The sequence below is a fragment of the Streptomyces sp. NPDC028991 genome (assembly GCF_055564775.1).
This window is the reverse complement of sequence record NZ_JBVHVP010000015.1, coordinates 60973-84068: the sequence shown is the minus strand read 5'-3', so window position 1 is coordinate 84068 and position 23096 is coordinate 60973. Positions and strand designations below refer to the sequence as shown.

16 protein-coding genes and 2 pseudogenes are annotated in these 23096 nt (G+C 73.3%); 5 read left to right on the top strand and 13 right to left on the bottom strand.

Going from position 1 to position 23096, the window contains the following annotated elements; all coding sequences use genetic code 11:
• Window positions 1–18: 18 nt before the first annotated feature.
• The 11 genes from ACZ4V1_RS26000 to ACZ4V1_RS25950 form a co-directional block, all read right to left on the bottom strand.
• On the bottom strand, window positions 19–1998 hold the full coding sequence (locus ACZ4V1_RS26000) for a DUF5107 domain-containing protein (RefSeq protein ID WP_468340139.1): 1980 nt from the start codon (window positions 1996–1998) through the stop codon (window positions 19–21).
• Between the two features lie 186 nt (window positions 1999–2184).
• Window positions 2185–2751 (bottom strand): GNAT family N-acetyltransferase, encoded by a 567-nt coding sequence (locus ACZ4V1_RS25995; protein ID WP_468340137.1) that lies wholly within the window; start codon window positions 2749–2751, stop codon window positions 2185–2187.
• A gap of 53 nt (window positions 2752–2804) precedes the next feature.
• Window positions 2805–3728: a S66 peptidase family protein gene (locus ACZ4V1_RS25990; RefSeq protein WP_468340135.1), complete on the bottom strand. Its 924-nt coding sequence runs from the start codon at window positions 3726–3728 to the stop codon at window positions 2805–2807.
• Window positions 3725–5692, bottom strand: coding sequence for a prolyl oligopeptidase family serine peptidase (locus ACZ4V1_RS25985; protein ID WP_468340133.1), 1968 nt, complete (start codon window positions 5690–5692; stop codon window positions 3725–3727). The genes ACZ4V1_RS25990 and ACZ4V1_RS25985 overlap by 4 nt, the downstream gene beginning before the upstream one ends.
• Before the next feature lie 57 nt (window positions 5693–5749).
• On the bottom strand, window positions 5750–7072 hold the full coding sequence (locus ACZ4V1_RS25980) for a M20/M25/M40 family metallo-hydrolase (protein ID WP_468340131.1): 1323 nt from the start codon (window positions 7070–7072) through the stop codon (window positions 5750–5752).
• The gene (locus ACZ4V1_RS25975; protein WP_468340129.1) at window positions 7065–7898 is read right to left on the bottom strand and encodes a M55 family metallopeptidase; all 834 of its coding nucleotides are present in this window, start codon (window positions 7896–7898) and stop codon (window positions 7065–7067) included. Before ACZ4V1_RS25975 ends, ACZ4V1_RS25980 begins: the two co-directional genes overlap by 8 nt.
• Window positions 7899–8186: 288 nt before the next feature.
• Window positions 8187–8765 carry a dienelactone hydrolase family protein gene (locus tag ACZ4V1_RS25970; protein WP_468340127.1) on the bottom strand — a complete coding sequence of 193 codons (579 nt, stop codon included), beginning with the start codon at window positions 8763–8765 and terminating at the stop codon, window positions 8187–8189.
• A gap of 121 nt (window positions 8766–8886) precedes the next feature.
• A complete protein-coding gene (locus ACZ4V1_RS25965; RefSeq protein WP_468340125.1) occupies window positions 8887–9612 on the bottom strand; it encodes a class I SAM-dependent methyltransferase in 726 nt (241 codons plus the stop codon).
• 147 nt (window positions 9613–9759) lie between these two features.
• The gene (locus tag ACZ4V1_RS25960) at window positions 9760–12231 is read right to left on the bottom strand and encodes an ATP-binding SpoIIE family protein phosphatase (RefSeq protein WP_468340123.1); all 2472 of its coding nucleotides are present in this window, start codon (window positions 12229–12231) and stop codon (window positions 9760–9762) included.
• A gap of 145 nt (window positions 12232–12376) precedes the next feature.
• Window positions 12377–14785, bottom strand: coding sequence for an MFS transporter (locus ACZ4V1_RS25955; RefSeq protein ID WP_468340121.1), 2409 nt, complete (start codon window positions 14783–14785; stop codon window positions 12377–12379).
• 149 nt (window positions 14786–14934) lie between these two features.
• Window positions 14935–15378, bottom strand: coding sequence for an SRPBCC family protein (locus tag ACZ4V1_RS25950; protein ID WP_468340119.1), 444 nt, complete (start codon window positions 15376–15378; stop codon window positions 14935–14937).
• 174 nt (window positions 15379–15552) lie between these two features.
• Here ACZ4V1_RS25950 and ACZ4V1_RS25945 point away from each other — a divergent pair.
• Window positions 15553–15705: pseudogene (locus ACZ4V1_RS25945) on the top strand (Rv2578c family radical SAM protein); the annotation flags it as partial.
• An 896-nt stretch (window positions 15706–16601) separates the two neighbouring features.
• On the opposite strand, the pseudogene ACZ4V1_RS25940 reads toward ACZ4V1_RS25945, so the two are convergent.
• Window positions 16602–17174: pseudogene (locus ACZ4V1_RS25940) on the bottom strand (N-acetylmuramoyl-L-alanine amidase); the annotation flags it as partial.
• A gap of 423 nt (window positions 17175–17597) precedes the next feature.
• On the opposite strand from ACZ4V1_RS25940, the gene ACZ4V1_RS25935 reads away from it, so the two are divergent.
• From ACZ4V1_RS25935 to ACZ4V1_RS25925, 3 genes are read left to right on the top strand one after another with little or no spacing between them, the layout of a single operon-like run.
• Window positions 17598–19193: an alpha/beta hydrolase gene (locus tag ACZ4V1_RS25935; protein WP_468340117.1), complete on the top strand. Its 1596-nt coding sequence runs from the start codon at window positions 17598–17600 to the stop codon at window positions 19191–19193.
• A 57-nt stretch (window positions 19194–19250) separates the two neighbouring features.
• Entirely contained in the window at window positions 19251–19649 is a 399-nt protein-coding gene (locus tag ACZ4V1_RS25930; RefSeq protein WP_468340115.1) for a RidA family protein, read from the top strand.
• A complete protein-coding gene (locus ACZ4V1_RS25925) occupies window positions 19646–20173 on the top strand; it encodes a GNAT family N-acetyltransferase (RefSeq protein ID WP_468340113.1) in 528 nt (175 codons plus the stop codon). The genes ACZ4V1_RS25930 and ACZ4V1_RS25925 overlap by 4 nt, the downstream gene beginning before the upstream one ends.
• A gap of 4 nt (window positions 20174–20177) precedes the next feature.
• Here ACZ4V1_RS25925 and ACZ4V1_RS25920 read toward each other — a convergent pair whose 3' ends face one another.
• Entirely contained in the window at window positions 20178–20771 is a 594-nt protein-coding gene (locus ACZ4V1_RS25920) for an adenylosuccinate lyase (RefSeq protein WP_468340111.1), read from the bottom strand.
• Window positions 20772–21183: 412 nt separating this feature from the next.
• On the opposite strand from ACZ4V1_RS25920, the gene ACZ4V1_RS25915 reads away from it, so the two are divergent.
• Window positions 21184–22989 (top strand): 3-hydroxyacyl-CoA dehydrogenase family protein, encoded by a 1806-nt coding sequence (locus ACZ4V1_RS25915; RefSeq protein ID WP_468340109.1) that lies wholly within the window; start codon window positions 21184–21186, stop codon window positions 22987–22989.
• The last annotated feature ends 107 nt before the right edge of the window (window positions 22990–23096 follow it).

Sequence of the window (23096 nt, the reverse complement as noted above, 5' to 3'; positions counted from 1 at the left end):
GCGGCGGGCCGGGCGGGCTCACGCCCCGTCCGGCCGCATCCGGAAGTCGTGGCGGGCCGGGAGCGGTTCGTCGCCGAGCCGGGCCCACAGCCGGCCGATGCTCTCCGCGCCCTCCCGCAGGTCGGCGACCTCGAAGCCCTCGTCGAAGACGGCCCGTGCCGCGCCGCGCCGGCCCTCGGCGGCCAGCAGCTCCGCCTCGGTCAGCCGGAACCGGCCGCGGGCCCGGGTCGTGGGGTGCAGCCGCTCCCACACGGTACGGGCGTCCGCCGTGCGGCCGACCGCGAGCAGCGCCTCGATCGCCTCGCGGCCGAGCGCGGCGGCGACGGCCGTCCGCTCCGCGTCGTCGGCGCGGACGTCCGTCTCCTCCCGCCGCTCGCGCGGTTGCCCGCACAGATCGTCGAAGGCCTCGGCATACCGGTCGGCGGCCCGCTCGTGGTGGCCGTCCTCCTGGTCGGCGACGGCGAGGCAGCGCAGCAGGGGCCAGCCGGCGGCGGCGGTCTTCAGGCCGCGCTCCCAGCTGCGCACCGCCTGGGCCCGGTCGCCGCCGTGCCACTGGGCGACGCCGAGGTGGTACTCGGCGAGCGGTGTGGCGGCCGTGGTCTCCAGCATGTCCCGCCAGGGCCGGGCGACCAGCGTGCCCCCGGGCGGTTCGTGGCGCGCCGGTTCGGGCAGGGACCCGGCGCGCAGCAGGTGCAGCCAGGGCCGCTGCTCGTCGCCGAGGGTGTGCTCCCCGAAGGGCGTGCCGGGCAGCTTCCAGCCCGCGCGCAGTACTTCGAGCGCGCCCCAGCCCGACCCGGTGGCGAGGCTCTCGCCGGGCTCGGCGTCGGCGTACGGCCGCCAGGCCTCGTAGGCCGCGTCGACGCCGGCACGTGGCAGGACCGTCTCCAGCCGCTCCTCCGCCCCGCGCAGTACGGTGTGCCACTCGCCCCCGGGCGCCGCGTCGAGCGGCCCGTACGCCTCCAGCCAGGACACCTCGCTCTCCGCCTCCAGCTTGACGTGTTCCAGCTGGGTGCGGGCGAGCCCGGCCTGGATCTCGCAGTAGCCGCCGGTGCCGGGCTCGGTGAGCCACTCCTGCCAGCGCCGCCCGCCGGGCCCGGTGCCCCATACGAACAGCTTGCGGCCGCGCAGCACGTCGGTCGACGTCTGCACCAGCCCGTGTCCGTGCTCGTCGAGCGCGGCGATCCAGCGGCGCCGGCCGTCCGGCACCTCGTAGAACCAGTCGGCGGGGTACGTGCTGTTCGGCGGGTACGTCCGGTCGACACCGTCGTACGTCGGGACGGGCACGCGCCGCAGCCGCCGCTCGTAGCCGAACTGCCAGGCCTCGTCGGCCGGGGCGAGGACGCGTCGTTCCTCGGGCACGGCGATGTTGGACCACCAGTAGGTCGGCGCCGGGCGTTCGTGCGGGTTGCGGATCCGGACGCCGACGTGGAGGAAGTCGGAGCCCTCCGGCAGCCACAGGTCGACCTGGAAGGGCAGGTCCCGCAGCCGCTCCCACTCCCACAGGCGCAGCATCTCGCCGCCGTCGGGGGCGGGCACCCGGGCGGCGTGCACGGGCGAGCAGGAGAGGGTGGTGTGGCCGGTCGCGCCGATGTTCCATTCGATGCCGCCGGAGAACCAGGCGCCGTTGAGGGCGAAGTTGGCGGGCTGGAGCACGGGGTTGACGTAGAGCAGCTCGCGGTCGGTCGGCTTGTGGTGGAGGGAGGCCACACGGCCGCCGAGACCGGGCAGGACGGTGGCGCGGAGCCGGTCGTTCTCGATGACGAGGGTGTCGACCTCCCGGGCCTCGCGCTTGCGGTCGTAGCCGTCCCGGCCCCGCACCGGCAGCAGGCTGCGCAGGGGCTCGTAGTCGACCTGGCGGGCCATGTCGCGCGGCAGGCCGGCCCGGTCGCGTTCGTCGATGCGGTGGGCCTCGTCCAGGGGGCGCAGCGGCGGCAGGGGATTGTCCGGCCCCAGCGGCGCGGCGGGCAGGGTCAGTACCTCGCGTCGGATCGTCGTCACGGTTCCCCATGGAAGCCGCTCACCGGTTCCGTGAACAGGGGCACCGTCGGTCGTGTTCGCGCGACGTCGCTCACGCTCGCGTCGGTGGGCGCCCTTTCGGGTGGCCATGGGATGGCTCCCGCGATCTCCGGTCGACGGTGACGGGCCCGAATCCGGGGCCGGGCCCGGGTCCGGGCCCGATGAAGATCAGCGGGAGGTCACGGTCTCGGCGGTGACCGCCCAGCGCTGGTGGTCGCGCCACGCCCCGTCGATGTAGAGCATCCTCGGCGAGAAGCCCTCCAAGTGGAAGCCGCAGGCGCGGGCCAGCGCGATCGAGGCGGCGTTGCCCGGCTGTACGTTGATCTCCAGCCGGTGCAGCCGCATGGGTCCGAACGCGTACCGCACGACGAGGTCCAGCCCTTCGCGCATCAGTCCGCGGCCCGCCGCGTGCGCGAAGGCGCCGTAGCCGAGCGCGCCGCTGAGGAAGCCGCCCCCGACGATGTTGTTGATGTTGACGAACCCGGCGATGGAGCCTTCCCGCCCGCCGTCCGCGTCCTTCTCGCACACCAGGAACCCGGCGTTGGCGGGGTCCTCGATCAGCCGGGCCGCATAGGCGTCGTAGGCCTGGGCGCTGTCCGGCGGGAAGAGCCACGGTCGGTGCAGGTCCTTGCTCTCCCGGGCGCGGGCGGTGAACTCGGCGCCGTCCTCGTAGGTGAAGTGCCGTATGCCCACGCGAGGGCCTTCGGCGAGGTGGCGGGACGCGTTGTGCGGCATTGCGCCAGCCTACGGCGCCGTGCCGCCGCGCGCGGGGCCGGCCGGCGCGGTGATCAGCCGAGCGCCGGCCGGTCCAGCGTCAAGGTACCCGCGTCCGCGTCCAGTTCCGCCGCCACGCCGAACGGGACGGTCAGCGCTCCCTCGCAGTGGCCGAAGCCGAAGTCCTCGACGACCGGCACGCCGAGGCCGCCGAGCCGGTCGGCCAGCATCGGTCGCAGCCGCTCGCGGGGCTCGCACTCCTGCCACGACCCGAGGAGCACTCCGCCGACCCCGTCGAGCCGGCCGGCCCGCAGGAGCTGGGTGAGGTAGCGGTCCAGCCGGTACGTCTCCTCCCCCACGTCCTCGAGGCACAGCAGCCCGCCGCGTGCGGAGGGACGGGCGTGCGGGGTGCCCAGTTCGGCGGCGAGCAGGGCGAGGCAGCCGCCGAGGGTGACGCCGCGCGCCCGGCCGGAGACCATGGGCGTGCCGCCGGAGGCGATCACGCGGACCGTCTCCGGAGCGAACAGGGTGGCCTTCAGGTGTTCCTGCGCCCGCGCGCTCTTGATGAAGTCGACCCCGGCCACCATGGGCCCGTGCAGCGTGACCAGGCCCAGCCGGGTGGCGAACGCCTCGTGCAGCGCGGTGATGTCGCTGAAGCCGACGAACACCTTCGGTCCGGCCGCACGCATCGCCTCCCAGTCGAGCAGGTCGGCCATGCGCTGGACGCCGTAGCCGCCGCGCGCGCACAGCACGGCGTCCACGGCCGGGTCGCACCAGGCGGCCTGGAGGTCGGCGGCCCGGTCGGCGTCGGTGCCCGCGAGGTAGTCGAAGGTGCCGTGCCGGTCCAGGACGTGCGGCGCCACGACCGGGTCCAGGTCCCAGCCGCGCAGCACGTCCAGGCCCGCCTGCAGCCGCTCCTCGGGCACGGGCCCGCTGGGTGCGACGACGGCCACCCGGGCGCCGGCGGCGAGCCGGGACGGTCTGGTGAGGTCCCTCACCGGGCCAGCTCCAGGGTGGGGATGCCGCGCGGGTCGAGGCCGAAGACCTGGGAGTAGAGGGAGAGTTCGGCCTCCAGGGCGCGCACCATCGTCTCCGCCCGGCGGAATCCGTGTCCCTCGCCCTCGAAGGTGAGGTACGCGTGCGGCACGCCACGGCCGGCCATGCGGGCGAGGAACCGCTCGCACTGGACGGGCGGGCAGATCACGTCGTCGAGCCCCTGGAGCAGCAGGAACGGTGCGGTGACCCGGTCGGCGTGTTCGGCGGGCGACCGTTCGACGTACCGCTCGGGCACCTCGGCGTACGGGCCGATGAGGCTCTCCAGATACCGCGACTCGAAGTCGTGGGTCTCCCCCGTGCCCCAGCCCGTCAGGTCGAGGATCGGGTAGCTGACCGTGCCGCAGGCGTAGACGTCGGTCGCGGCCAGCGAGGCGGCGGCCGTCCAGCCGCCCGCGCTGCCACCGCGCACGGCGAGCCGCTCCCGGTCGGCGGTGCCCTCCTCCGCCAGGGCGAGGGCGACGGCGGCGCAGTCCTCGACGTCGACCACGCCCCACTGCTCGCGCAGCCGGCCCCGGTACTCGCGGCCGTGCCCGGTGGAGCCGCCGTAGTTGACCTCCGCGACGCCGATGCCGCGCGAGGTGAAGTACGCGATCTCCAGGTCCAGCACGAGCGGCGACCGGCTGGTGGGGCCGCCGTGCGCCCAGATCACGTAGGGCGGCAGCTCGCCGTCCGGCGCGGCGCAGTCGGGGTTGTGCGGCGGGTAGAGGTGGGCGTGGACGTCCCGCCCGGCAGGTCCGGTGAAGGTGCGGATCCGCGGTTCGGGGTAGTACGCCGGGTCCACGGCGTCTTCGTGCGGGGCGCCGATCACCCGCGCCCGGCCGGTACGGGCGTCCAGCTCCACCACCTCGTGGGAGCTGCGCGGACTCGCACCGACGGCCACGACCCGCTCCCCGTACGCGGCGAGGGTGGCCGCGAACTCGGTCCAGGGGCCCGCGGCGTCGACCACCTCGCCGGTCTCCGGGTCGAGTATGCCGAGGGCGGTGGCGCCACGGCCGTGCACGACGGCGATCAGGCCGCTGTCCAGCGGCGCGAACCAGCGCAGGCCGAGCTTCCACAGCGGCCCGCCGAACTCCTCCGCACGAGCGCACAACGGCTGCCCGTCGCGGTACAGGTTCCACCATCCGGTGCGGTCGGAGGCGTACAGCAGGGCCCCGTCGGGGGCCCAGTCCACCTGGGCGACGGACTCCTCGGGCCCGCCGGCCACGGTCCGGGCGTCGCGGAACGTGCCGTCGGGGCCGATCTCGGCGACGATCAGCTCGGTGCCGTCCCAGGGCATGAGCGGGTGGTCCCAGGCGAGCCAGGCGGCGCGCCGCCCGTCGGGCGAGACACGGGGCCCGGTGACGAAGCGGTGCCGGTCCCCGGCGAGTTCACGGACCGCGTCCCGGTCGTCGGCCGCCGAGCCGTCCAGCGGGACCGCCGCCGGCACCCGGCGCACGTCGCCGGGCCCGTCGCCGGTGAACTCCTCCAGGACGCACCACACCTCGCCGCGCTCGGGCCGCAGGTGCGGCTCGGCCCAGCGCAGCCCGCCGCCCACCGGGGAGACGGGCGTCAGCGGACGCGGCTCGCCGCCGCCCGGCTCGCAGGCGTACAGCCGCTGGTCGGCGAAGTTCACGAAGACCAGCAGCGGCCCGGTGCCGGTCATGAGCGCGTCCCAGGGCCGGCCGCCGTACTCGATGACGCGGCTGCGGACGTTCCACGGCGCGGGCAGCACCGGCTCCTCGGTGCCGTCGGGACGCCGCCGCGTCAGCGTGCGCCGCCCGCCCTCGGTGGGCCGGGGCGCGGTCCACCACACCTCGTCGCCGACGAAGCCCACGTCCTCGGGGCGCCCGTCGTGCTCGGCGGCGAGGGCCGCGTCGATGGGCGAGGGCCACGATCCGTACGCCAGAGTCCGCACTGACTCCCCCACTTCTCCTCCAGTTCCTTGACGGGCGGCTTCTCGTCGGGCGACCCGAGAGGGTGTCCGTCAGGCCGTGCGCAGAAAACGGTCCAGGACGCGGACGCCGAAGTGCAGCGCCTCGACGGGGACGCGCTCGTCGACGCCGTGGAAGAGGGCCTGGTAGTCGAAGCCCTCGGGCAGCTTCAGCGGCGCGAATCCGTATCCGGTGATGCCGAGCCGCGAGAACTGCTTGGCGTCCGTGCCACCGGACATGCAGTACGGCACCACGTGCCCCTCCGGGGCGAACTCCTCGACGGCGGCGCGCATCCGGGCGTACGTCGGCGAGTCCACGGGCGCCTGGAGGGCGACCTCGCGGTGGGCGAACTCCCAGTCCACGTCGGGCCCGGTGAGCCGGTCGAGGGTGCTGCGGAACTCGTCCTCGCAGCCGTGCAGGAACCGCCCGTCGACGTGGGCGACGGCCTCCCCGGGGATGACGTTGACCTTGTAGCCGGCGTCCAGCATGGTCGGGTTGCTGCTGTTGCGGACGGTGGACTCGACCAGCCCCGCGGCGGGCCCGAGCTTGTCCAGGAGCGCGTCGACGTCCCGCAGGTCGGTCTCGATGCCGTAGACGGCGGCGAGTTCGGTCAGGGCGGCGCGCACGGTCGGGGTCAGGCGCAGTGGCCACTCGTGTTGGCCGATGCGGGTGATCGCCGACGCGAGCCGGGTGACCGCGTTCTCGCCGTTCACCTTGGAACCGTGGCCGGCCCGCCCCCGCGCGGTGAGCCTGAGCCAGCCCGTGCCGCGCTCACCGGCGGCGATCGGATAGAACTGCCGGCCGGCACCGTCGTGGAAGGTGAACGCCCCCGACTCGCTGACGCCCTCCGTGCAGCCCTCGAACAGCGCGGCGTGCCGGTCGGCGAGGAATCCGGAACCGTCCTCGGCGCTGGCCTCCTCGTCCGCCGTGAACGCGATCACGATGTCCCGCCGGGGCCGCACTCCCTGCCGGGCCCAGTCGCGCACGACGGCCAGGATCATCGCGTCCATGTTCTTCATGTCGACGGCGCCGCGCCCCCAGACGACACCGTCGCGGATCTCGCCGGAGAACGGGTGCACGCTCCAGTCGGCGGCCTCGGCGGGCACGACGTCCAGATGACCGTGCACGAGCAGCGCACCGGCCGACGGGTCGGTGCCCTCGATCCGGGCCACGACGTTGGTCCGGCCCTCGGTCCGCTCCAGCAGGGTGGGCTCGATCCCGGCCTCGGCGAGCCGCGCGGCGGCGTACTCGGCGGCCGGACGCTCGCGGCAGTCGCCGCCGCCCCGGTTCGTCGTGTCGATCCGGATCAGCTCGGAGGTGAACCGGACGACCTCGTCCAGTGCCTGCGCGCCGGTGTGCCGGTGCTGCTCAGCCATACTGCTCCTCCACCGCGGCCGAGGCGATCGTGGTGACCGCCTTGAACGTACGGATCGCCTCGAACATGGTGTCGTGGGTGTACGCCACCTTCCGCTCCCCGACGCGCGCCACCCCCGGCACGACCGTCGAGGCCGCCGCCAGGTGCTCGGCGTCGAACTCCACGGCTACGGTGAACGGCCCGCCGTCCACCGGCTCGTACCGCACCGCGAGCGCCGCCGCCTCCTTGGCCGCCGCCCGGATGTCGGCGGCGGTCCTGGCCGGCGTCCGGCACACGGCCGCGTACCGCGACACGTGGTCCTTGACCGCGACCTTCGGCGCCTCGGGCGCGTACCCGAGCGCGTCCTCGCAGGCCACGTCGTCCCCGGTGACCAGCACCACCGGCACCCCGTACTCGGCGACGACGTGCGCGTTGAGCAGGCCCTCGCTGGCCCGTACGTCGTTCAGCCACACGCCGGTGATCTGGTTGGCGAGGTAGGTGTGCGCGAGGACGCCCTCCATGCCGGCGCCCGCGTGGTACCCGATGAACGCGATGCCGTCCACGTCCCCGTGCTGGACGCCCTCCACCATGGACAGCGCCTTGTGCCGGCCGGTGAGCATCTGCGTACGCTCGTCGAGCCGCTCCAGGAGCAGGTTGCGCATGGTCCAGTGGGCCTCGTTGACGAGTACCTCGTCGGCGCCGCCGTCGAGGAAGCCCAGCACGGCCGCGTTCACGTCCGAGGTGAACATCGACCGGCACCGCTCCCACTGCGGCGTCCCCGGCAGCACGTCGGCCGGCCAGGTGACACCGGTGGCGCCCTCCATGTCGGCGCTGATGAGGATCTTCATGCGGATGACGCTACATGCCGCCGAATACGCCTGCCAGGGACCACCCGGCAGCCACAGGTCCATACCGCCGGAATCGGTCGGCGGGCTCCCGCGTCGCGTCCGGCGGGACGAACCGCACGCGTGGCGGGACCTGCCGCCGCTCGCGGACGGTCACCCTCCCGGCGGGCAGGGACGGCACGTCCGGCGACCCTGCCGGGGCTGACGCCGGGACTGCTCGGGAAACCCGCCCGGTGGCCGGCGCTTCTCCCGGCAGCCGGCCTGCTGCGTACCGCTTGTGCCGGACGCGTGTCACTCGATGCGGTCGAGGAGGTCGAGCACCCGTCGGTCGACCCGCGTCGCGCACTGCTCGTCGTAGGTCCGGAGGCTGCTGTCGGTGAACAGGTGCCTGTCGCCGGGGTAGAGGTGCAGCTCGGCATCCGCGGCCGTCCCGACGATCGCCCGGGCGGCCTCCACATCGCCCTCTCCGACGAAGTACGGATCCGCGTCCATGCCGTGGATCTGGACCGGGACCTCCCGGGGCCAGACGTCACCGGACTCCGAGACCGGAAGGCATGCCTCGAGCAGCACTGCGCCCTTCGCGCCGGGCCGGGTCTGGGCCAGTTTCTGCGCCGGGAGGACACCGAGCGAGAATCCGATATACACGAGTTCCGCGGGCAGTTCCCCGGCGGCAGCGGTGCCGCGAGCGGTGATCGTGCCGAACCCGGCTTTCTCGGCGTATCCGATGCCTTCCTCGAGGGTGTCGAACGTCCGCCCCTCGTAGAGGTCCGGGGCGTGGACGGTGTGTCCGGCCCGTCGAAGCCGCCCGGCGAACTCCCGCACGCCGGCGGTCAGCCCGTGTCCATGGTGGAAGACCAGCACCTCGGCCATGTTGCCCTCCTCGTACCGCGGTGCCCGGGCGGCGCCGCGGCACGAGTATGTCTCGCGGCACTGACATCGGCCGGCCTCGTCCGGCCGGGACCGGGCCGGTGGTCGGGGCCGGGCCCCGCCGTCACCGGCGCCGCGCCGCCACCACCCACGCCGAAGGCAGTTCGATGCGCGTGCCGTCCGGGGTGTACTCCGTGGTGATCAGCGGGAGTTCGCCGCTCGCCAGGACGGTGAGGCCGGCCGCGCGAAGGTACTCGGGCACCGCCTCGTCGGGGACCGCGCCGGGGGTCAGGCCGTGCCGGAGGACGGGCGCCAGCTTGGCCGGCGGTCCTCCGGGCACCTGGGCCAGGCCCATCAGCACGGTCTTGGCGGCCTGGGAGGGCTCCACCAGGAAGGCACGGCCGCGTTCGCCGACGAGTGCGGCGAGGGCGTCGGCCAGCGGCTGGCGGTCGTCGGGCTCGCACTGGTGCAGGACGCCCCGCACATAGACGTTGGCGTCGCCCAGCTCCGCGTGCAGGGTCTCGGCCGCGGCCTTGTCGGCGGCGTCCAGCTGCCGGTAGACCGCCTGTCCGGCGGGGTCTGCCTGGCGGGCGTGGTCGAGGGCGGCGGCGGAGAGGTCGGCGCCGACGACGTGCGGGAAGCGGTCGGCGAAGTAGCGGGTCTGAGTGCCGTTGCCGCAGCCGAGGTCGATCATCGGCAGGCCGGGGTCGGTCAGGTGCGGCTCGAAGTGTGCCAGGTGGCGTCCGGCGGTCAGCATCGGCTCCGCGTCCCAGAACACCGCCCCCTGCCCCTCGGGGGCCTCGCTCCAGAAGCTCTCCCAGGCTTCCCGGTACCGACTCGTCACGCTCATGCCCGTCTCCCCAGGTGCGACGACGTACGGCCCGCCGGAGGTGACGGGCCCGTACGGTCTACCGCGCCCGGCGCACGGCCACAAGCGCCCGGCGCATTCCTTCACCGGACGTGCGAACGGCGCGCGCCCCCGGTGACGCGGGCCGGCTCAGCGGCGGGGCAGGGCCAGTTCGAACCAGACGGTCTTGCCCGCCGTCGTACGGCTCGCGCCCCACTCGCGGGCGAGGGTGCTGACGACGCGCAGTCCGCGCCCGTTCTCGTCGTCGGGGCCGGCGCTGCGCAGCACCGGCAGTTCGTGGTCGTCGTCGTCCACCTCGCACAGCAGCGTGTCGGCGCGGACCAGGCGCAGTTCGACGGGACGGGCGTGGGCGTGCCGTACGGCGTTGGTGACGAGTTCGCTGACCATCAGCTCGGCCGGGCCGGCCAGTTTCGGCAGGGCCCAGTCGTGAAGCTGCTCACGGACCGCCGCGCGGGCGCGGCCGACCTCGGCCGGGTCGCGGGCGAGGCGCCATTCCGCGACGGCGTCGGACTCGATGCCGGTGAGTCTTGCCATCAGCAGGGCCACGTCGTCCTTGCGTCCGCCGCGGGTGCCCAGGGCACGGATGATGGTGTCGCAGGCGTCGTCCATGGAGGCGGCCGGGTGGGCGGCGGACTCGCAGAGGGTGGCGAGGCCGACGCCGATGTCCTCGCCGCGCATCTCCACCAGGCCGTCGGTGCACATCACCAGCCGGTCGCCGGGCGCCACCGGCACGCGTACCGTCTCGAAGGGCACCCCGCCGACGCCGATCGGCGCTCCCGTGGGCAGGTCGATCAGTTCGCTGGCGCCGTCTTCGGCGCGGACCAGGACGGGCGGGATGTGACCGGCGTTGGCGAGGCGCAGTTCACCGGCGATGGGGTCGTAGACGGCGTACAGGCAGGTCGCGAGGTGGGTGTCGCCGAGCCGCTGGGCGAGGTCGTCGAGGTTGCGCAGCAGTTGGGCGGGCGGCAGGTCGAGACCGGCCATGGTCTGCACGGCGGTGCGCAGCTGGCCCATCATGGCGGCGGAGCCCAGGCCGTGGCCCATCACGTCCCCGACGACGAGGGCGGTGCGGGCGCCGGGCAGCTTGACCGCGTCGAACCAGTCGCCGCCGACGCGGCCCAGGAGGGTGCCGGGCAGGTAGCGGGTGGCGATGTCGCAGCCGGCCATGCGCGCGGGGATGTGCGGCAGCATGCTGTCCTGGAGCGTCTCGGCGACGTTCTCCTGGTACGTGTACATGCGTGCGTTGTCGAGGACGAGGCCCGCGCGGGCGGCGAGTTCGGCGCCGGTGACCCGGTCCATGTCGTTGAAGACGGGCCGCTCCGGGTGCCGGAGCAGGATCATGAACCCCAGGACCACGTGGCGTGCCTTCAGCGGCACCAGCAGCATCGAGCGGCCGGTGATGAGCGGCCGGATGTCGCGCTTTTCGAACTGGGAGGCGATGGCGTGGCCCATCTCCTCGGTGATGCGGGGCACCAGGACCGGCTCGCCGCTGGTCATGCACTGGAAGAAGGGGGTGTGCGCCGGGAACGGCATGGCCTCGCCGACCGGTACGACGTCGTCCCAGCGGCCGGGTTCGTCGGTGTGCTCCAGGGCGACCCGGTGCCACATCGTCGTCGTGTCCGGCACGCCGTCGGGGAAGCCCTCGCCGGCGACGACCTGTTCGCGCAGGTAGGTGCCGGCGACGTCGGTGAAGCGCGGGACGACCGCCTTGCTGACCTCGACGATGGTCCGGGAGAGGTCGAGCGAGGTGCCGATGCGTCCGCTGACCTCGTTGAGGAACTCCAGGCGTTCGCGGACGGCGGCGTACTCCAGGTCCTCGGCCTCGTCGCGCAGGTCGCCCGGCAGCGGCTCGCCGGCCGCCAGTGCCCGGGCCGCCCGCTCGCGGCGCGCCCTGCGCTCGGCGCGCCGGGGCACGCCCCAGTCGGGGGTGACGGGCACCCGGTCGTTCTGGCTGAACTCCAGGATGGGGTAGCCCAGTTCGAGGACCTGCGCGACGATGCGGGCGCTCTCGCCGACGCTCATGCTGGGCAGGATCTCGGGCAGCCGGCGGGCGAGTTCGTCCGCGCCGGGGAAGTCGGTGTGCAGCGCGAAGCCGGGGGCGATCCGCTCGACGGTCGTCTCCTCGGCGCGGCCCTCGGCGCAGTCCCGCCGCAGGCCGTCCGCGTCGGCGGCCAGCACCAGCAGCCGTTCCGTGCCGGGGCCGACCAGCGGGTAGGCCCACCACAGCACGTCGACGCGGTCGTTGCCCGGCACGGTCAGGCGGGCGCGGCCCGCCGCCGGGTAGGACAACCGCCCGTCGAGGGAGGACTCCAGTCCGGGTCCGAGGCCGTCGTAGGCGGCGTACGAGCCGTACCCGGTGTGGTCCTCGTCCTCGGGGAGCACGCCGGAGACGGGCAGCAGGTCGGGGGCGGGCCGGCCGATCGCCTCCTCCTTGGGCAGGGCGAACAGCCGCCGTGCGCCCCGGCTCCAGTGGGAGACCAGACCGTCGCGGTCCACCACGACCACGGCGAGCGGGACCCGGCCCGAAACGGGGTCCGGCGGCACGGCGCCGGGTCCGGCCCGGCGGCCTGGAGGTGCGTCCCGCTGGGTGCCATGGTCCATGGCGTCAGACCCTCTCTCCCCACAGCTCCGCAAGATCCGTGTCGCCGTCACCACGGTACGGCGGTGGCAGGTGACCGTGTGCGGCAACGGGGGAATTGGTGGGGCGCGAACACACCGGCGCACGCCCGCGCGCCGGTGTCCGGTCTCAGTCCTCGTGTCCGAGCTGGAGGTCGCGTTCCGTGCGGCCGCCGCCGGCCACCTGGAGCACGGTGGCGACCGGCGGGTAACCGGCCGCGATGACCGTGTACTCGCCGGAGGAGAGGTCGACGAACCGGAAGGTGCCGTCCGGCCCCGTGGTCAGCGTGTCCACCACGTTGCCCGCCGCGTCGAGCAGCGTCACGCGCGCGTCCTCCACGGCCCGTCCGGCACTGGCGCGCACGGTGCCGCGCAGCACGGCGCCACCGGCCAGCTCGATGTCCTGGCGGGTCTCCCGGGCGGCCTGGACGCTGACGGGCAGCGCGGCCGGGCGGAAGGCGGGGGCGCTGCCGGCGAGGGTGTACTCGCCGGCCACCAGCTCGGTGATGACGTAGCCGCCCTCACGACCGCTGCGCGTGGTGGCGACGACCTCGCCGTGGACGTTGGTGAGCGTGACGGTGGCGTCGCGTACGGGGCTGCCGTCCGCGGTGAGCACACTGCCGGCGAGGCGGCCGGCGCCGCCGAGGACCACGTCCAGTTCCACCGGGCGTTCGCCGACGGTCACGGAGACCGCCTGCGGCTGGTGGCCGCCGGCCGCGGCGATCAGGACGTACGCCCCCGGGCCGGGCGTGGCCAGCGCGTACCGTCCGTCGTCGCCGCTGGCGCCCCGGCCGATCTGCCGGCCGCCGACGTCGATCAGGGTGAGCGCCGCGCGGGGCACGACGGTGCCGTCGTGGTGCTGCACCGTGCCGCACACCGCGATGCCGGCGGCGTACGGCGAACGGGCCTGCGGGACGGGGGCGACGGGCTGCGCGGCGGGGGCGGTTTCCTGTTCGGTGACGGAGGCGTTGTGGGACACCAGTGGTTTCTCCTTGAGGAAGAAGGCGATGAGCAGCCCGAGGACGAGCACCGGCACCAGGTAGAGGAAGATCCGCGGCATGGCGTCGGCGTACGCCCCGATGTAGGCGTCGCGCAGCGCCGGGGGCAGGGAGTGGACGAGCTGTGGGGTGATGGCCTCGGCGTCGGGCAGTCCGGCGCCCGCTTCGGCGGGGATCCGGTCGGCCAGGGCGTCGGTGAGCCGGTCGGCGAAGAGCGTGCCGAAGACGGCCGCGCCGACGCTGCCGCCGATCTGCCGGAAGTAGTTGTTGGCGCTGGTGGCGGTGCCGAGGTCGGCGGGGCGCACGGAGTTCTGCACGGCGAGGATCAGGACGGGCATCACCATGCCGATGCCGGCGCCGAGGACCGCCATCCAGACGCTGTAGTGCAGCCGGGGGGTGTCCGCGTCGAGACCGGACAGCAGCCACATGCCGACGACGGACAGGGCGCTGCCGAGGATCGGGTGGGACCGGTAGTGCCCGGTGCGGCTGATCATCTGTCCGGAGATGATCGAGGCACCGACGATGCCGCCCATCATCGGCAGCATCAGCAGGCCGGACTCGGTGGCGGTGGCTCCGTCGACCATCTGCAGGAAGGTCGGCAGGTAGCTGGCGGCACCGAACAGGGCGACGCCGACGACGAGTCCGACCAGGCCGGTGACGTTGAAGACGGAGTCCCGGAACAGCCGCAGCGGGATCAGCGGTTCGGACGCGAAGTGCTCGGCGACCAGGAAGAGGACGGTGGCCGCGACCGCTCCGGCGGCGAGCCCGAGGATGACCTCCGAGCCCCACTCGTACTCGGTGCCGCCCCAACTGGTCAGCAGTACCAGGCAGGTGGAAGCGGTGGCGAGCAGCAGCGCGCCGAGGATGTCGAGGCGGGGCTTGGCCGTCGGCTTGGGCAGCTTCAGTACCACGGCCACGACGGCCATGGTGACCAGTCCGAACGGCACGTTGATGTAGAAGCACCAGCGCCAGGAGAGGTGGTCGGTGAAGTAACCGCCCAGCAGTGGACCGGCGACCGAGGCGAGTCCGAAGGCGGCACCGATCAGGCCCATGAACCGGCCGCGCTCGCGGGGCGGCACGATGTCCGCGATGATCGCCTGCACGCCGATCATCAGGCCGCCCGCGCCGACGCCCTGCACAGCCCGGAAGGCGATCAGCTGATCCATGGTCTGCGCCCGGCCTGCGAGTGCCGAGCCGACGATGAACACCAGGATGGCGAACTGGAAGACGCCCTTGCGCCCGAAGAGGTCACCGAGCTTGCCGTAGATCGGCAGACCGACGGTGGAGGTGAGCAGGTAGGCGGTGATCGCCCAGGACATCTTCTCCAGGCCGTGCAGCTCGCCGACGATCTTCGGCAGCGCCGTGGCCACGATCATCTGCTCCAGCGCGGCGAGCAGCAGCGCCAGCATCAGCCCGACGAAGACCAGCCGCACCCGGCGCGGGCTCAGTCCGGCCCCCGCCGCCGGCTCCGGTGCGGGGGGCTCGGGAGGCGTCGGGGGTGCGGTGGCCGGTTCTCCTTGCACCAGAGTGATCCCGCCCACGTACCGCTCCCCTCGTCACACCTGCTCACAATTGCCGCCTGGGGCGACAACTGCGAACAAGTGCGAAGAGTTACGGCATATGGCGGTAACTCGAGCAGATCACTCGAACCGGTGAGGCGGCCAACGGCCGCTCCGTACTTGCCCTTTGACTACTTCTCGACCTCGGTGGCGAGCTTGGCGAGCATCGCGTCGTAGATCCGGGCGAGGCCCTTGGGCGCGAAGGTCTTCTCGAAGAATCCGCCGACACCGCCGGCACCCTGCCAGACGCTCACGACGACCACGCGGGACTTGCCCTCGCCGGCCGGGGTGACCCGCCAGGTGGTGACCATGGAGGAGTTGCGGTCCTTCTCGACGAGCTCGCCGTCGGTCGGCTCGGTGACCTCCAGCAGGCAGTCACGCACGCGCTTGCTGGTGGCCTGGAGCTTCCAGTGCACGAGGGTGCCCTCACCGTCGCCGCCCTCGCGGACCTCGTACTCACTGAAGTGCTCGGGCAGCAGCTTCTCGCGGCTGCCGCTGTAGTCGGCGAGGGTGTCGAACACCGTCTCCGCGTCCGCTGCGACGATCCGCTCCGTAGTCGCCTCGACCTGCGCCATCGGGTTCCTCCAGGGCCTGGTTCTCGGGGTCCGGGCAAGCCAACCACCCCGCCGCCCGGCCACCAAATCGGGGGGCGTGAAGCGGCCCCGCGCGACTCATCCGCACGATCAAGGGAACAAGTGTTCTATTGTGTGGGGCGCGGCACTACCGAGGAGGCGCCATGCGCTGGGAGGACCTCACGGACTCCGACCACGCCCGAGTTCCGGGGCATCACCTTCCACGAGGTGCGGGCCCACTCGATCCTGGACCGGGGGCCGGGCGCCTCGCGCCTGTCGTTCGGATGGACGGTCGATCCGCACCGGGGCTGCACGCACGCGTGCGTGTACTTCACCCAATGACCCTATTGAGCCGGGGAGGTTCCTTGCTCAGCGCATCGCAGGCAGGCAGGGCCTGGAAGGACATGGCACAGCCTCCACTGCCGGACCAGCAGAACAGGACGCGAGACGCCAACCAGGCGGGGCGGGCGGCCTACGCCACCCTCATGCAGCCGGAGGCCACCCCTCGAACGCAGGCAGCCGACGCCACACCGTGGCTCTTGCTGCGCGACAGTACGCGACGCCGGGCCGCCCGACCCTGATCCCCCGCCGCGCAGGAAACCGTTCGACGTGACCGTGGCCGCGACCGACAGGGCGTGGGGAAGTCCCCCGAGTCAAGCCGCACGACCGGGACGTCCCGGTCGTGCAGCTCACTGAACCGCGGTACCCAGAGCCGCGGTGCCGGCCGCGGCTCTGGGGTACCGCGCCGCGGTGCCGGCTACCACTGCCTTCCAGTAGCGCGAGACCTTTCATCAGGATGCCTCCCAGTAGAGGCCGCGCACGTACGCCGCCGTGATCGTGATCGGCTGCTGGTCGCCGCTGTCGGCCGGGTAGTACATGAACTCGAACCGCAGCCGCTCGTTGGCGACGATGGACCCGCTGTTGTGGAAGTCGGCGAAGCTGGCGCCGTCGGTGCCCGTCCGTTCGGTGATCGGGCCGCTCCAGCGGGAGCCGCCTGGACGCAGGTGGTAGAAGCGGCCCTGGAGGGTGGAGCCCGGCGGGACTTCCGCCTGGATCTGGGCCATGGCCTGGTAGTGGGACGCCCGGGTGAGCAGGTCCACCCCGTCGACGTTGAGCGTGGTCCACTTGCGGGGCGTGATCCGCTGGTCGTCGCTGTCGTAGCGGCCGATCGCTCGCGGCATGTCGTCCTCCTCGGGATCGCCGGGGGTCCAGCCGGCGGGGTGGGTGAGGCGTTCTTCGATCCGGGCGCGCATCGACGCCATGGTGAAGCCGCGCGGGTCGACCTTTCCGGGCTGCCATTCGAGGTGGCCGATCACGGAGCGCTCGTTCCAGCCGTGGTGGCGGCATACGGCGGCGGCGGCGCGTTCGATGGCGTTCAGTTGCACGGCGGGCCAGGGGTCGGCACCGTCACCGAGGTTCTCGCACTCGAAGCCGTAGAAGTGCCGGTTTCCGTCGGTGTTCGCCTCGTTGTCCGCCGGTGGTCGCGCTTCGTCGATGACGGCGCGCAGGACGTCGTCGTCTCCCAGGCCCGCGTGGTTGGCACGCCCGTAGCCGACCAGGTGGACCCGGCCGTCCTTGGTGATGACGCCGTGGCACAGCGGTCCGGGCAGTCCCGCGTAGCCCTTGCGGCAGATCTCCACCGTGCGGGCGCTGCCCCGGGTCACGGTGTGGTGGATCATCACCCCGTGGACGGGCCCCCAGGGGCCCACGTGGTTGCGGTTGTGTCCCTCCCAATCGCCGACCTCGACGACCACCAGGCCCTCTTCCCGCAGGGCCCGCAGGAAGCTCCGCGCTCCCATCGGCGCGGCCATCACACACGCTCCGGACACGACCAGGTGGTCGCCGGCATGACGATGCCGCTCGGGATGGGTGGTTGGGCCATGTCAGCCTCCGGTCGTGGGGTGCGGGGCCTCGTCGGAGCGCGGTGATCGCGTCGGCCTTGCGGTGGGGTTTCGCCGGGCCGCGTGCCCACGTGCGCGGTCCGCACGAGGGCACGTGTCGGGTAGATACCCGGTGTGAGCACCAGGTCCGCGCCGACGGCCGGGACGATGTGGGCCATCGCACGGATCCGGCCATCCATCGGGCCATCCAGTCGAGGGCATCTCTCGACGCAATTGGGTCAAGTGTGAGCAGATCGCGTTCCTCCGGGGGCGCTCCCCGGGACGATGCGGCGAGGACCGCGACCCGCGCGGACCGCAGCCTCTCCGTCCTGGGAGGACGCCATGAGACAACGCGCAGCCGTACTGTGCGGCGCCGCCGTCATCGCCGCCGGGACCGTCACGGCCGTCCCCGCCGAGGCGAGCGCACCGCACTCCGCGAGCGCGCCGCACCTCGTCGGCACCCCGCGGGCCGCGCAGCCCAACTGGAAGAAGTGCGGCACGGCCGACTACCCGACCCTCCAGTGCGCGTCGCTCTCGGTGCCGCTCGACCACGCGCGTCCGGACGGCGAGCAGATCACGCTGGCGCTGTCCCGCATCCCGCACACCGCCGCGGAGTACCAGGGCCCGTTGCTGGTCAACCCGGGCGGCCCGGGCGGCAGCGGACTGACGCTCGCCGGGTTCGTGGCGTCCTCGCTGCCCGCGGAGGTGGCCGCCCAGTACGACGTCGTCGGCTTCGACCCGCGCGGCGTGGGGAAGAGCGAACCCGCCCTGAACTGCCGGCCGGGTCACTTCGGTCCGGTACGCCCGGACTCCCTGCCCGCCACCCCTGCCGTCGAGAAGGCCAACCTCGCCCGCGCCGAGTCGTTCGCCGAGGCATGCGGCGAGAAGTACCCGGACGTGCTGCCGTACGTCGACACGGTCAGCACCGCTCGGGACATCGAGGCGATCCGCAGGGCGCTCGGCGCGGAGCGGATCAACTACTTCGGCTACTCGTACGGCACCTACCTCGGCGCGGTCTACGCCAGACTCCACCCGGACCGGGTGCGGCGCCTGGTCCTGGACTCCGTCGTGGACCCGACCGCCGTCTGGCACGACGTCAACCTCCGTCAGGACCTCGCCTTCAACGACCGTCACCGGGCCTTCCTCGCCTGGATCGCCGAGCACGACGCGACGTACGGGCTGGGCACCGACCCGGAGCGGATCGAGGCCGCGTGGTACGCCATGCGGACGGCGCTGGCGAGGAAGCCCGCGGACGGCAAGGTCGGGGCCTCGGAACTGGAGGACACCTTCATCCCCGGCGGTTACTACAACGGCTACTGGCCCTACCTGGCGGAGGCGTTCGCCGCGTACGCGAACGACCGGAACACCGCCCCGCTGGTCGAGGCGTACGAGAACTTCGGGGCCGTCGACGCCTCCGGGGACAACGGCTACAGCGTCTACACCGCCGTGGAGTGCCGTGACGCCGGCTGGCCGCGCGACTGGGACGACTGGCGCGACGACAACTGGGACGTGTACGAGAAGGCGCCCTTCATGGCATGGAACAACGCCTGGTACAACGCGCCGTGCGCGTTCTGGCCCACGGGCTCGCGGCAACCGCTTGACGTCACGAACCGCGAACTGCCGCCGGCGCTGCTGTTCCAGGCGACCGACGACGCGGCCACCCCGTACGAGGGCGGCGTCACCGTGCACCGGCTGCTGCGCGGCTCCAGCATGGTGGTCGAGGAGGGCGGCGGGAACCACGGCATCACGCTGAGCGGGAACACCTGCCTGGACGAGCACCTGGCCGCCTACCTGGCCGACGGCACCGTGCCGCGCGGCGACGGCGAGGCGGACGCGGTGTGCCCGGCGCTGCCCGCGCCGAAGCCGCTGGAGTCGAAGGCGGCGTCGACGTCCTCACGCGGCTCGACGCTGCACGGGCTGCTCGGCTTCCGGGGTTAGCCGCAGGCTCGACGGCCCGTCGGGGGCGTTGTCGGACCCATGGTCCACGATGGACGCATGAGTCAGCTGACCAGGATTTCCGCCCCCGACGGCGTCGCGCCCGCCGCGCAGTACACCCATGTCGTGCTCGGCACCGGACGGTTCGTGGCCGTCTCGGGCCAGCTCGCCCTGGACGAGGTCGGCGGGCTGGTCGGCGAGGGCGATCCGGCGGCCCAGGCCCGCCAGGTCTTCGAGAACCTGCGCCGGTGCCTGGCAGCGGCCGGCGCGACCTTCGACGACGTGGTGAAACTGACCTTCTTCGTCACGGACATGGCGCACATGTCCGCGATCCGCGCGGCCCGCGCCGAGCACATACCCGACGACCGGCTGCCCGCCGCGTCGGCGGTACAGGTCTCCTCACTGGTCCGGCCGGAGTTCCTGATGGAGATCGAGGCGTTCGCGGTGGTGGCTCCGTGAGCGGGCCGCGGGTGCGGGAGATGACGCTCGCCGACTGCGACCGCGTCTGCGCGATCCGCGTCCGGGGCTGGCGGACGGCGTACCGGGGCCTCATGCCGCAGGCGTACCTGGACAAGCTCGACCCGAGCGAGGACGCCGCGCGACGCCGCGACTTGTTCACCCGTGCCCCGGACGACATGGTGAACCTGGTCGCCGAGGACGAAGCCGGCGAGGTGGTCGGCTGGGCCTGCCACGGCCCCTACCGCGACGGCGAAGCGCACACCGCCGACGCCGAGTTGTACGCCCTCTACGTCGACCCGGGGCGTTTCGGCACCGGTGTCGGGAGGGCCCTGCTCCGGGAGTCGGTGCGCCGGTGCACGGCCGCCGGGCACGCGCGGATGCTCCTGTGGGTGGTGGAGGGCAACGCCCGCGCCCGGCGCTTCTACGAACAGGCCGGATTTCGCGCCGACGGCGCCGAGGAGCCGTTCGAGGTGGACGGTGTCGAGGTGCCCGAGGTGCGGTACGCCAGGCACCTGACCGGCTGACGGCTCACCGCCGGCCCGGGATCCGCGCCAGTGCCCGCACCGCCGCCTCGGCCAGCGCCGGGTGGGCCAGGGCGTCGTTCAGGACGGAAGTGGCGCGGTCGTCGCCCAGCGTGCCGAGCCCGTCCACGCAGGCGAGTGCGACGCGCCGGTACGGGTCGTGCGGGCGCAGCCGCCGCCGCAGCGTGGTGATCAGGGCGGGCACGGCCTCGGGCGCCCTCAGCTCGACCAGCAGCCGCACCGGGTGCAGGGCATAGGCGACCCGCAGCTCGTTGGTGGCGAGCGCGGCGGCGGCGCGGGCGGTGCGGGGGTCACCGAGGCGGGCGAGAGCGTGGGCGGCGGATGCGCAGCGCGGCGGGTCGCGGTGGTTCAGCAGCAGCACGAGGGACTCGAAGGCCCGCCGGTCCCCCGCCACGCCCAGCCGGAAGGCGGCCAGTTCGCGGGCCCAGAGCGGATGCCCGGGCTCGGTGAGCACCGCTGCCAGCTCGTCCCCGTCCCCGGTCGTCACGAGACGGTCGTACACCGCGCAGGCATCCGTCGCGCCCGACGCCGCCACCTCGGCCCGTAAGCGCTCCGTGAGCGTTCGCAACTCTTCGTCCATGACACCGAGGTTAGGGGCGTCACAGGCCGTGTGGGACGTACATCACGAACACCGGGGGCTGGCGCGCTCGTTACCCGCGAGTTAATCTCAGACGAGCGAGTTACCCACTCGCGGCACTCCTCACGGCGGTCTGGTGACGCGGCCACCGTGAAAGCAGAGAGCAGTCGGTTCGGTACCCGGGCACCGAGGTGTCCCGGCATTCAGGTACCGCAGTGCGACTCGGCCTCGGGACAGGGCCGGTCGGAGAACGCCGCCGTGCGGGCGTGTGCACGCCCTGAGCGACGGCACCCCGGGCGTGTGCGCCAGTCAGCCCGGCAACACCCGCACTCCACTCCCTTCCGTACGCACCCGGTACGCCCCTCGGCGCGTCCGGGCGTGTTCCCGTCGTCACCCTCATTCCTGGAGTCCCGCGATGGCCACTCCCCTGTCCGACACCCCCCTGTCCCCGCTCCAGACCATCGCCGTCGTCGGTCTCGGCACGATGGGCACCGGCATCGCCGAGGTCCTGGCCCGGGCCGGCCGCGACGTCGTCGGCATCGACATCAGTGAGGCGCAGGCCGCGACCGCGGTCGCCGCCCTGGAGGCCTCCACCGCCCGCGCCGTCGAGCGCGGGCGCCTCACCGGGCAGGAGCGCACCGACGCCCTCGCCCGCATCCGCACCTCCACCGATCTGCGGGCGGCGGCCGACGCCGACCTGGTGATCGAGGTGGTCCCGGAGTCGTACGAGATCAAGCACCAGGTCTTCCGGGACCTGGACGGGATCGTGCGACCCGAGACCATCCTGGCGACCGGCACCAACGCCCTGTCCGTGACGCGGCTCGCCGCCGACTCGGCCCGCCCGGAGCGGGTGCTGGGCCTGCACTTCTTCAACCCGGCTCCGGCGATGAAGCTGGTGGAGGTCGTCTCCTCCGTGCTGACCGCGCCGGGCGCCGTCACGGCGGTCACCGACCTCGCCCTGGACCTCGGCAAGGAGCCCGTCGCGGTCGGCGACCGGCCCGGGTTCGTCGCCGACGGCCTGCTGTTCGGCTACCTCAACCAGGCCGCGGCGATGTACGAGGCGAACTACGCCTCCCGCGAGGACATCGACGCCGCGATGCGCCTCGGCTGCGGCCTGCCGATGGGCCCGCTGACCCTGCTGGACCTGATCGGCGTGGACACCGCGCGCACGGTCCTGGAGGCCATGTACGCCGCCTCCCACGACCGTCTGCACGCCCCGGCGCCGATCCTGAGGCAGCTCAGCGAGGCGGGCCTGACCGGCCGCAAGGCCGGGCGCGGCTTCTACACCTACGAGGCGCCGGGCAGCGCGGTCGTGGTGCCGGACTCCCTGACCCCGCGGGCGGGCGACACCCCGGTCCCCGGCCGTCCCGTGCGCGCGGTGGGCGTCGCCGGTTCGGGCACCATGGCGTCCGGCATCGCGGAGGTGTTCGCCAAGGCCGGGTACGAGGTCGTCCTCGCCGCCCGCAGCGTGGAGAAGGCGCAGACGGCCAAGGCCCGGATCGGCAAGTCCCTGGCGCGTGGCGTCGACAAGGGCAGGCTGACCGCGGAGGCCGCCGCGCTGACGCTGGAGCGGGTCACGCCGACGGGGTCGTACGACGACTTCGCCGACGTGGACCTGGCGGTGGAGGCGGTCGCCGAGGATCTGGAGGTCAAGCGGCAGCTGTTCGCCACGCTGGACAAGGTCTGCAAGCCCGGTGCGGTGCTGGCCACCACCACCTCCTCGCTGCCCGTCGTCGCCTGCGCCCGCGCCACCTCGCGCCCGCAGGACGTGATCGGCATGCACTTCTTCAACCCGGCGCCGGCCATGAAGCTGGTCGAGGTGGTGCGTACGGTGCTGACCGCCGACGACGTGCACGCCACCGTCCGCGAGGTCTGCGCCAAGGTCCGCAAGCACGCCGTGGACTGCGGCGACCGGGCCGGGTTCATCGTGAACGCGCTGCTGTTCCCGTACCTCAACAACGCGGTCAAGATGGTGCAGGAGCACTACGCGACGCTCGACGACATCGACGCCGCGATGAAGCTGGGCGGCGGCTACCCGATGGGCCCCTTCGAGCTGCTGGACGTGGTCGGGCTGGACGTCTCGCTCGCCATCGAGAAGGTCCTGCACCGCGAGTTCCGCGACCCGGGTCTGGCCCCGGCGCCGCTCCTGGAGCACTTGGTGGCCGCGGGCTGCCTCGGCCGCAAGACGGGACGCGGCTTCCGCGAATATGCCCGCCGCTGAGCGTCCCGGCGACTGGTTCCGGTCCGAGGAGGACTGGGGCGGACTGCTCGATCCGGCCGGCTCTCCCCCGCCCTGCCCGGCGGGGTCTCCCCCGTCCTCCCCGGGCG

Coding starts and splice junctions, on each gene's coding strand:
- ACZ4V1_RS25960 (WP_468340123.1), bottom strand. CDS start 12,231: ATGGACCATGGCACCCAGCGGGACGCACCTCCAGGCCGCCGGGCCGGA.
- ACZ4V1_RS25950 (WP_468340119.1), bottom strand. CDS start 15,378: ATGGCGCAGGTCGAGGCGACTACGGAGCGGATCGTCGCAGCGGACGCG.
- ACZ4V1_RS25970 (WP_468340127.1), bottom strand. CDS start 8,765: ATGGCCGAGGTGCTGGTCTTCCACCATGGACACGGGCTGACCGCCGGC.
- ACZ4V1_RS25980 (WP_468340131.1), bottom strand. CDS start 7,072: ATGGCTGAGCAGCACCGGCACACCGGCGCGCAGGCACTGGACGAGGTC.
- ACZ4V1_RS25930 (WP_468340115.1), top strand. CDS start 19,251: ATGAGTCAGCTGACCAGGATTTCCGCCCCCGACGGCGTCGCGCCCGCC.
- ACZ4V1_RS25965 (WP_468340125.1), bottom strand. CDS start 9,612: ATGAGCGTGACGAGTCGGTACCGGGAAGCCTGGGAGAGCTTCTGGAGC.
- ACZ4V1_RS25935 (WP_468340117.1), top strand. CDS start 17,598: ATGAGACAACGCGCAGCCGTACTGTGCGGCGCCGCCGTCATCGCCGCC.
- ACZ4V1_RS25975 (WP_468340129.1), bottom strand. CDS start 7,898: ATGAAGATCCTCATCAGCGCCGACATGGAGGGCGCCACCGGTGTCACC.
- ACZ4V1_RS25920 (WP_468340111.1), bottom strand. CDS start 20,771: ATGGACGAAGAGTTGCGAACGCTCACGGAGCGCTTACGGGCCGAGGTG.
- ACZ4V1_RS25915 (WP_468340109.1), top strand. CDS start 21,184: ATGGCCACTCCCCTGTCCGACACCCCCCTGTCCCCGCTCCAGACCATC.
- ACZ4V1_RS25995 (WP_468340137.1), bottom strand. CDS start 2,751: ATGCCGCACAACGCGTCCCGCCACCTCGCCGAAGGCCCTCGCGTGGGC.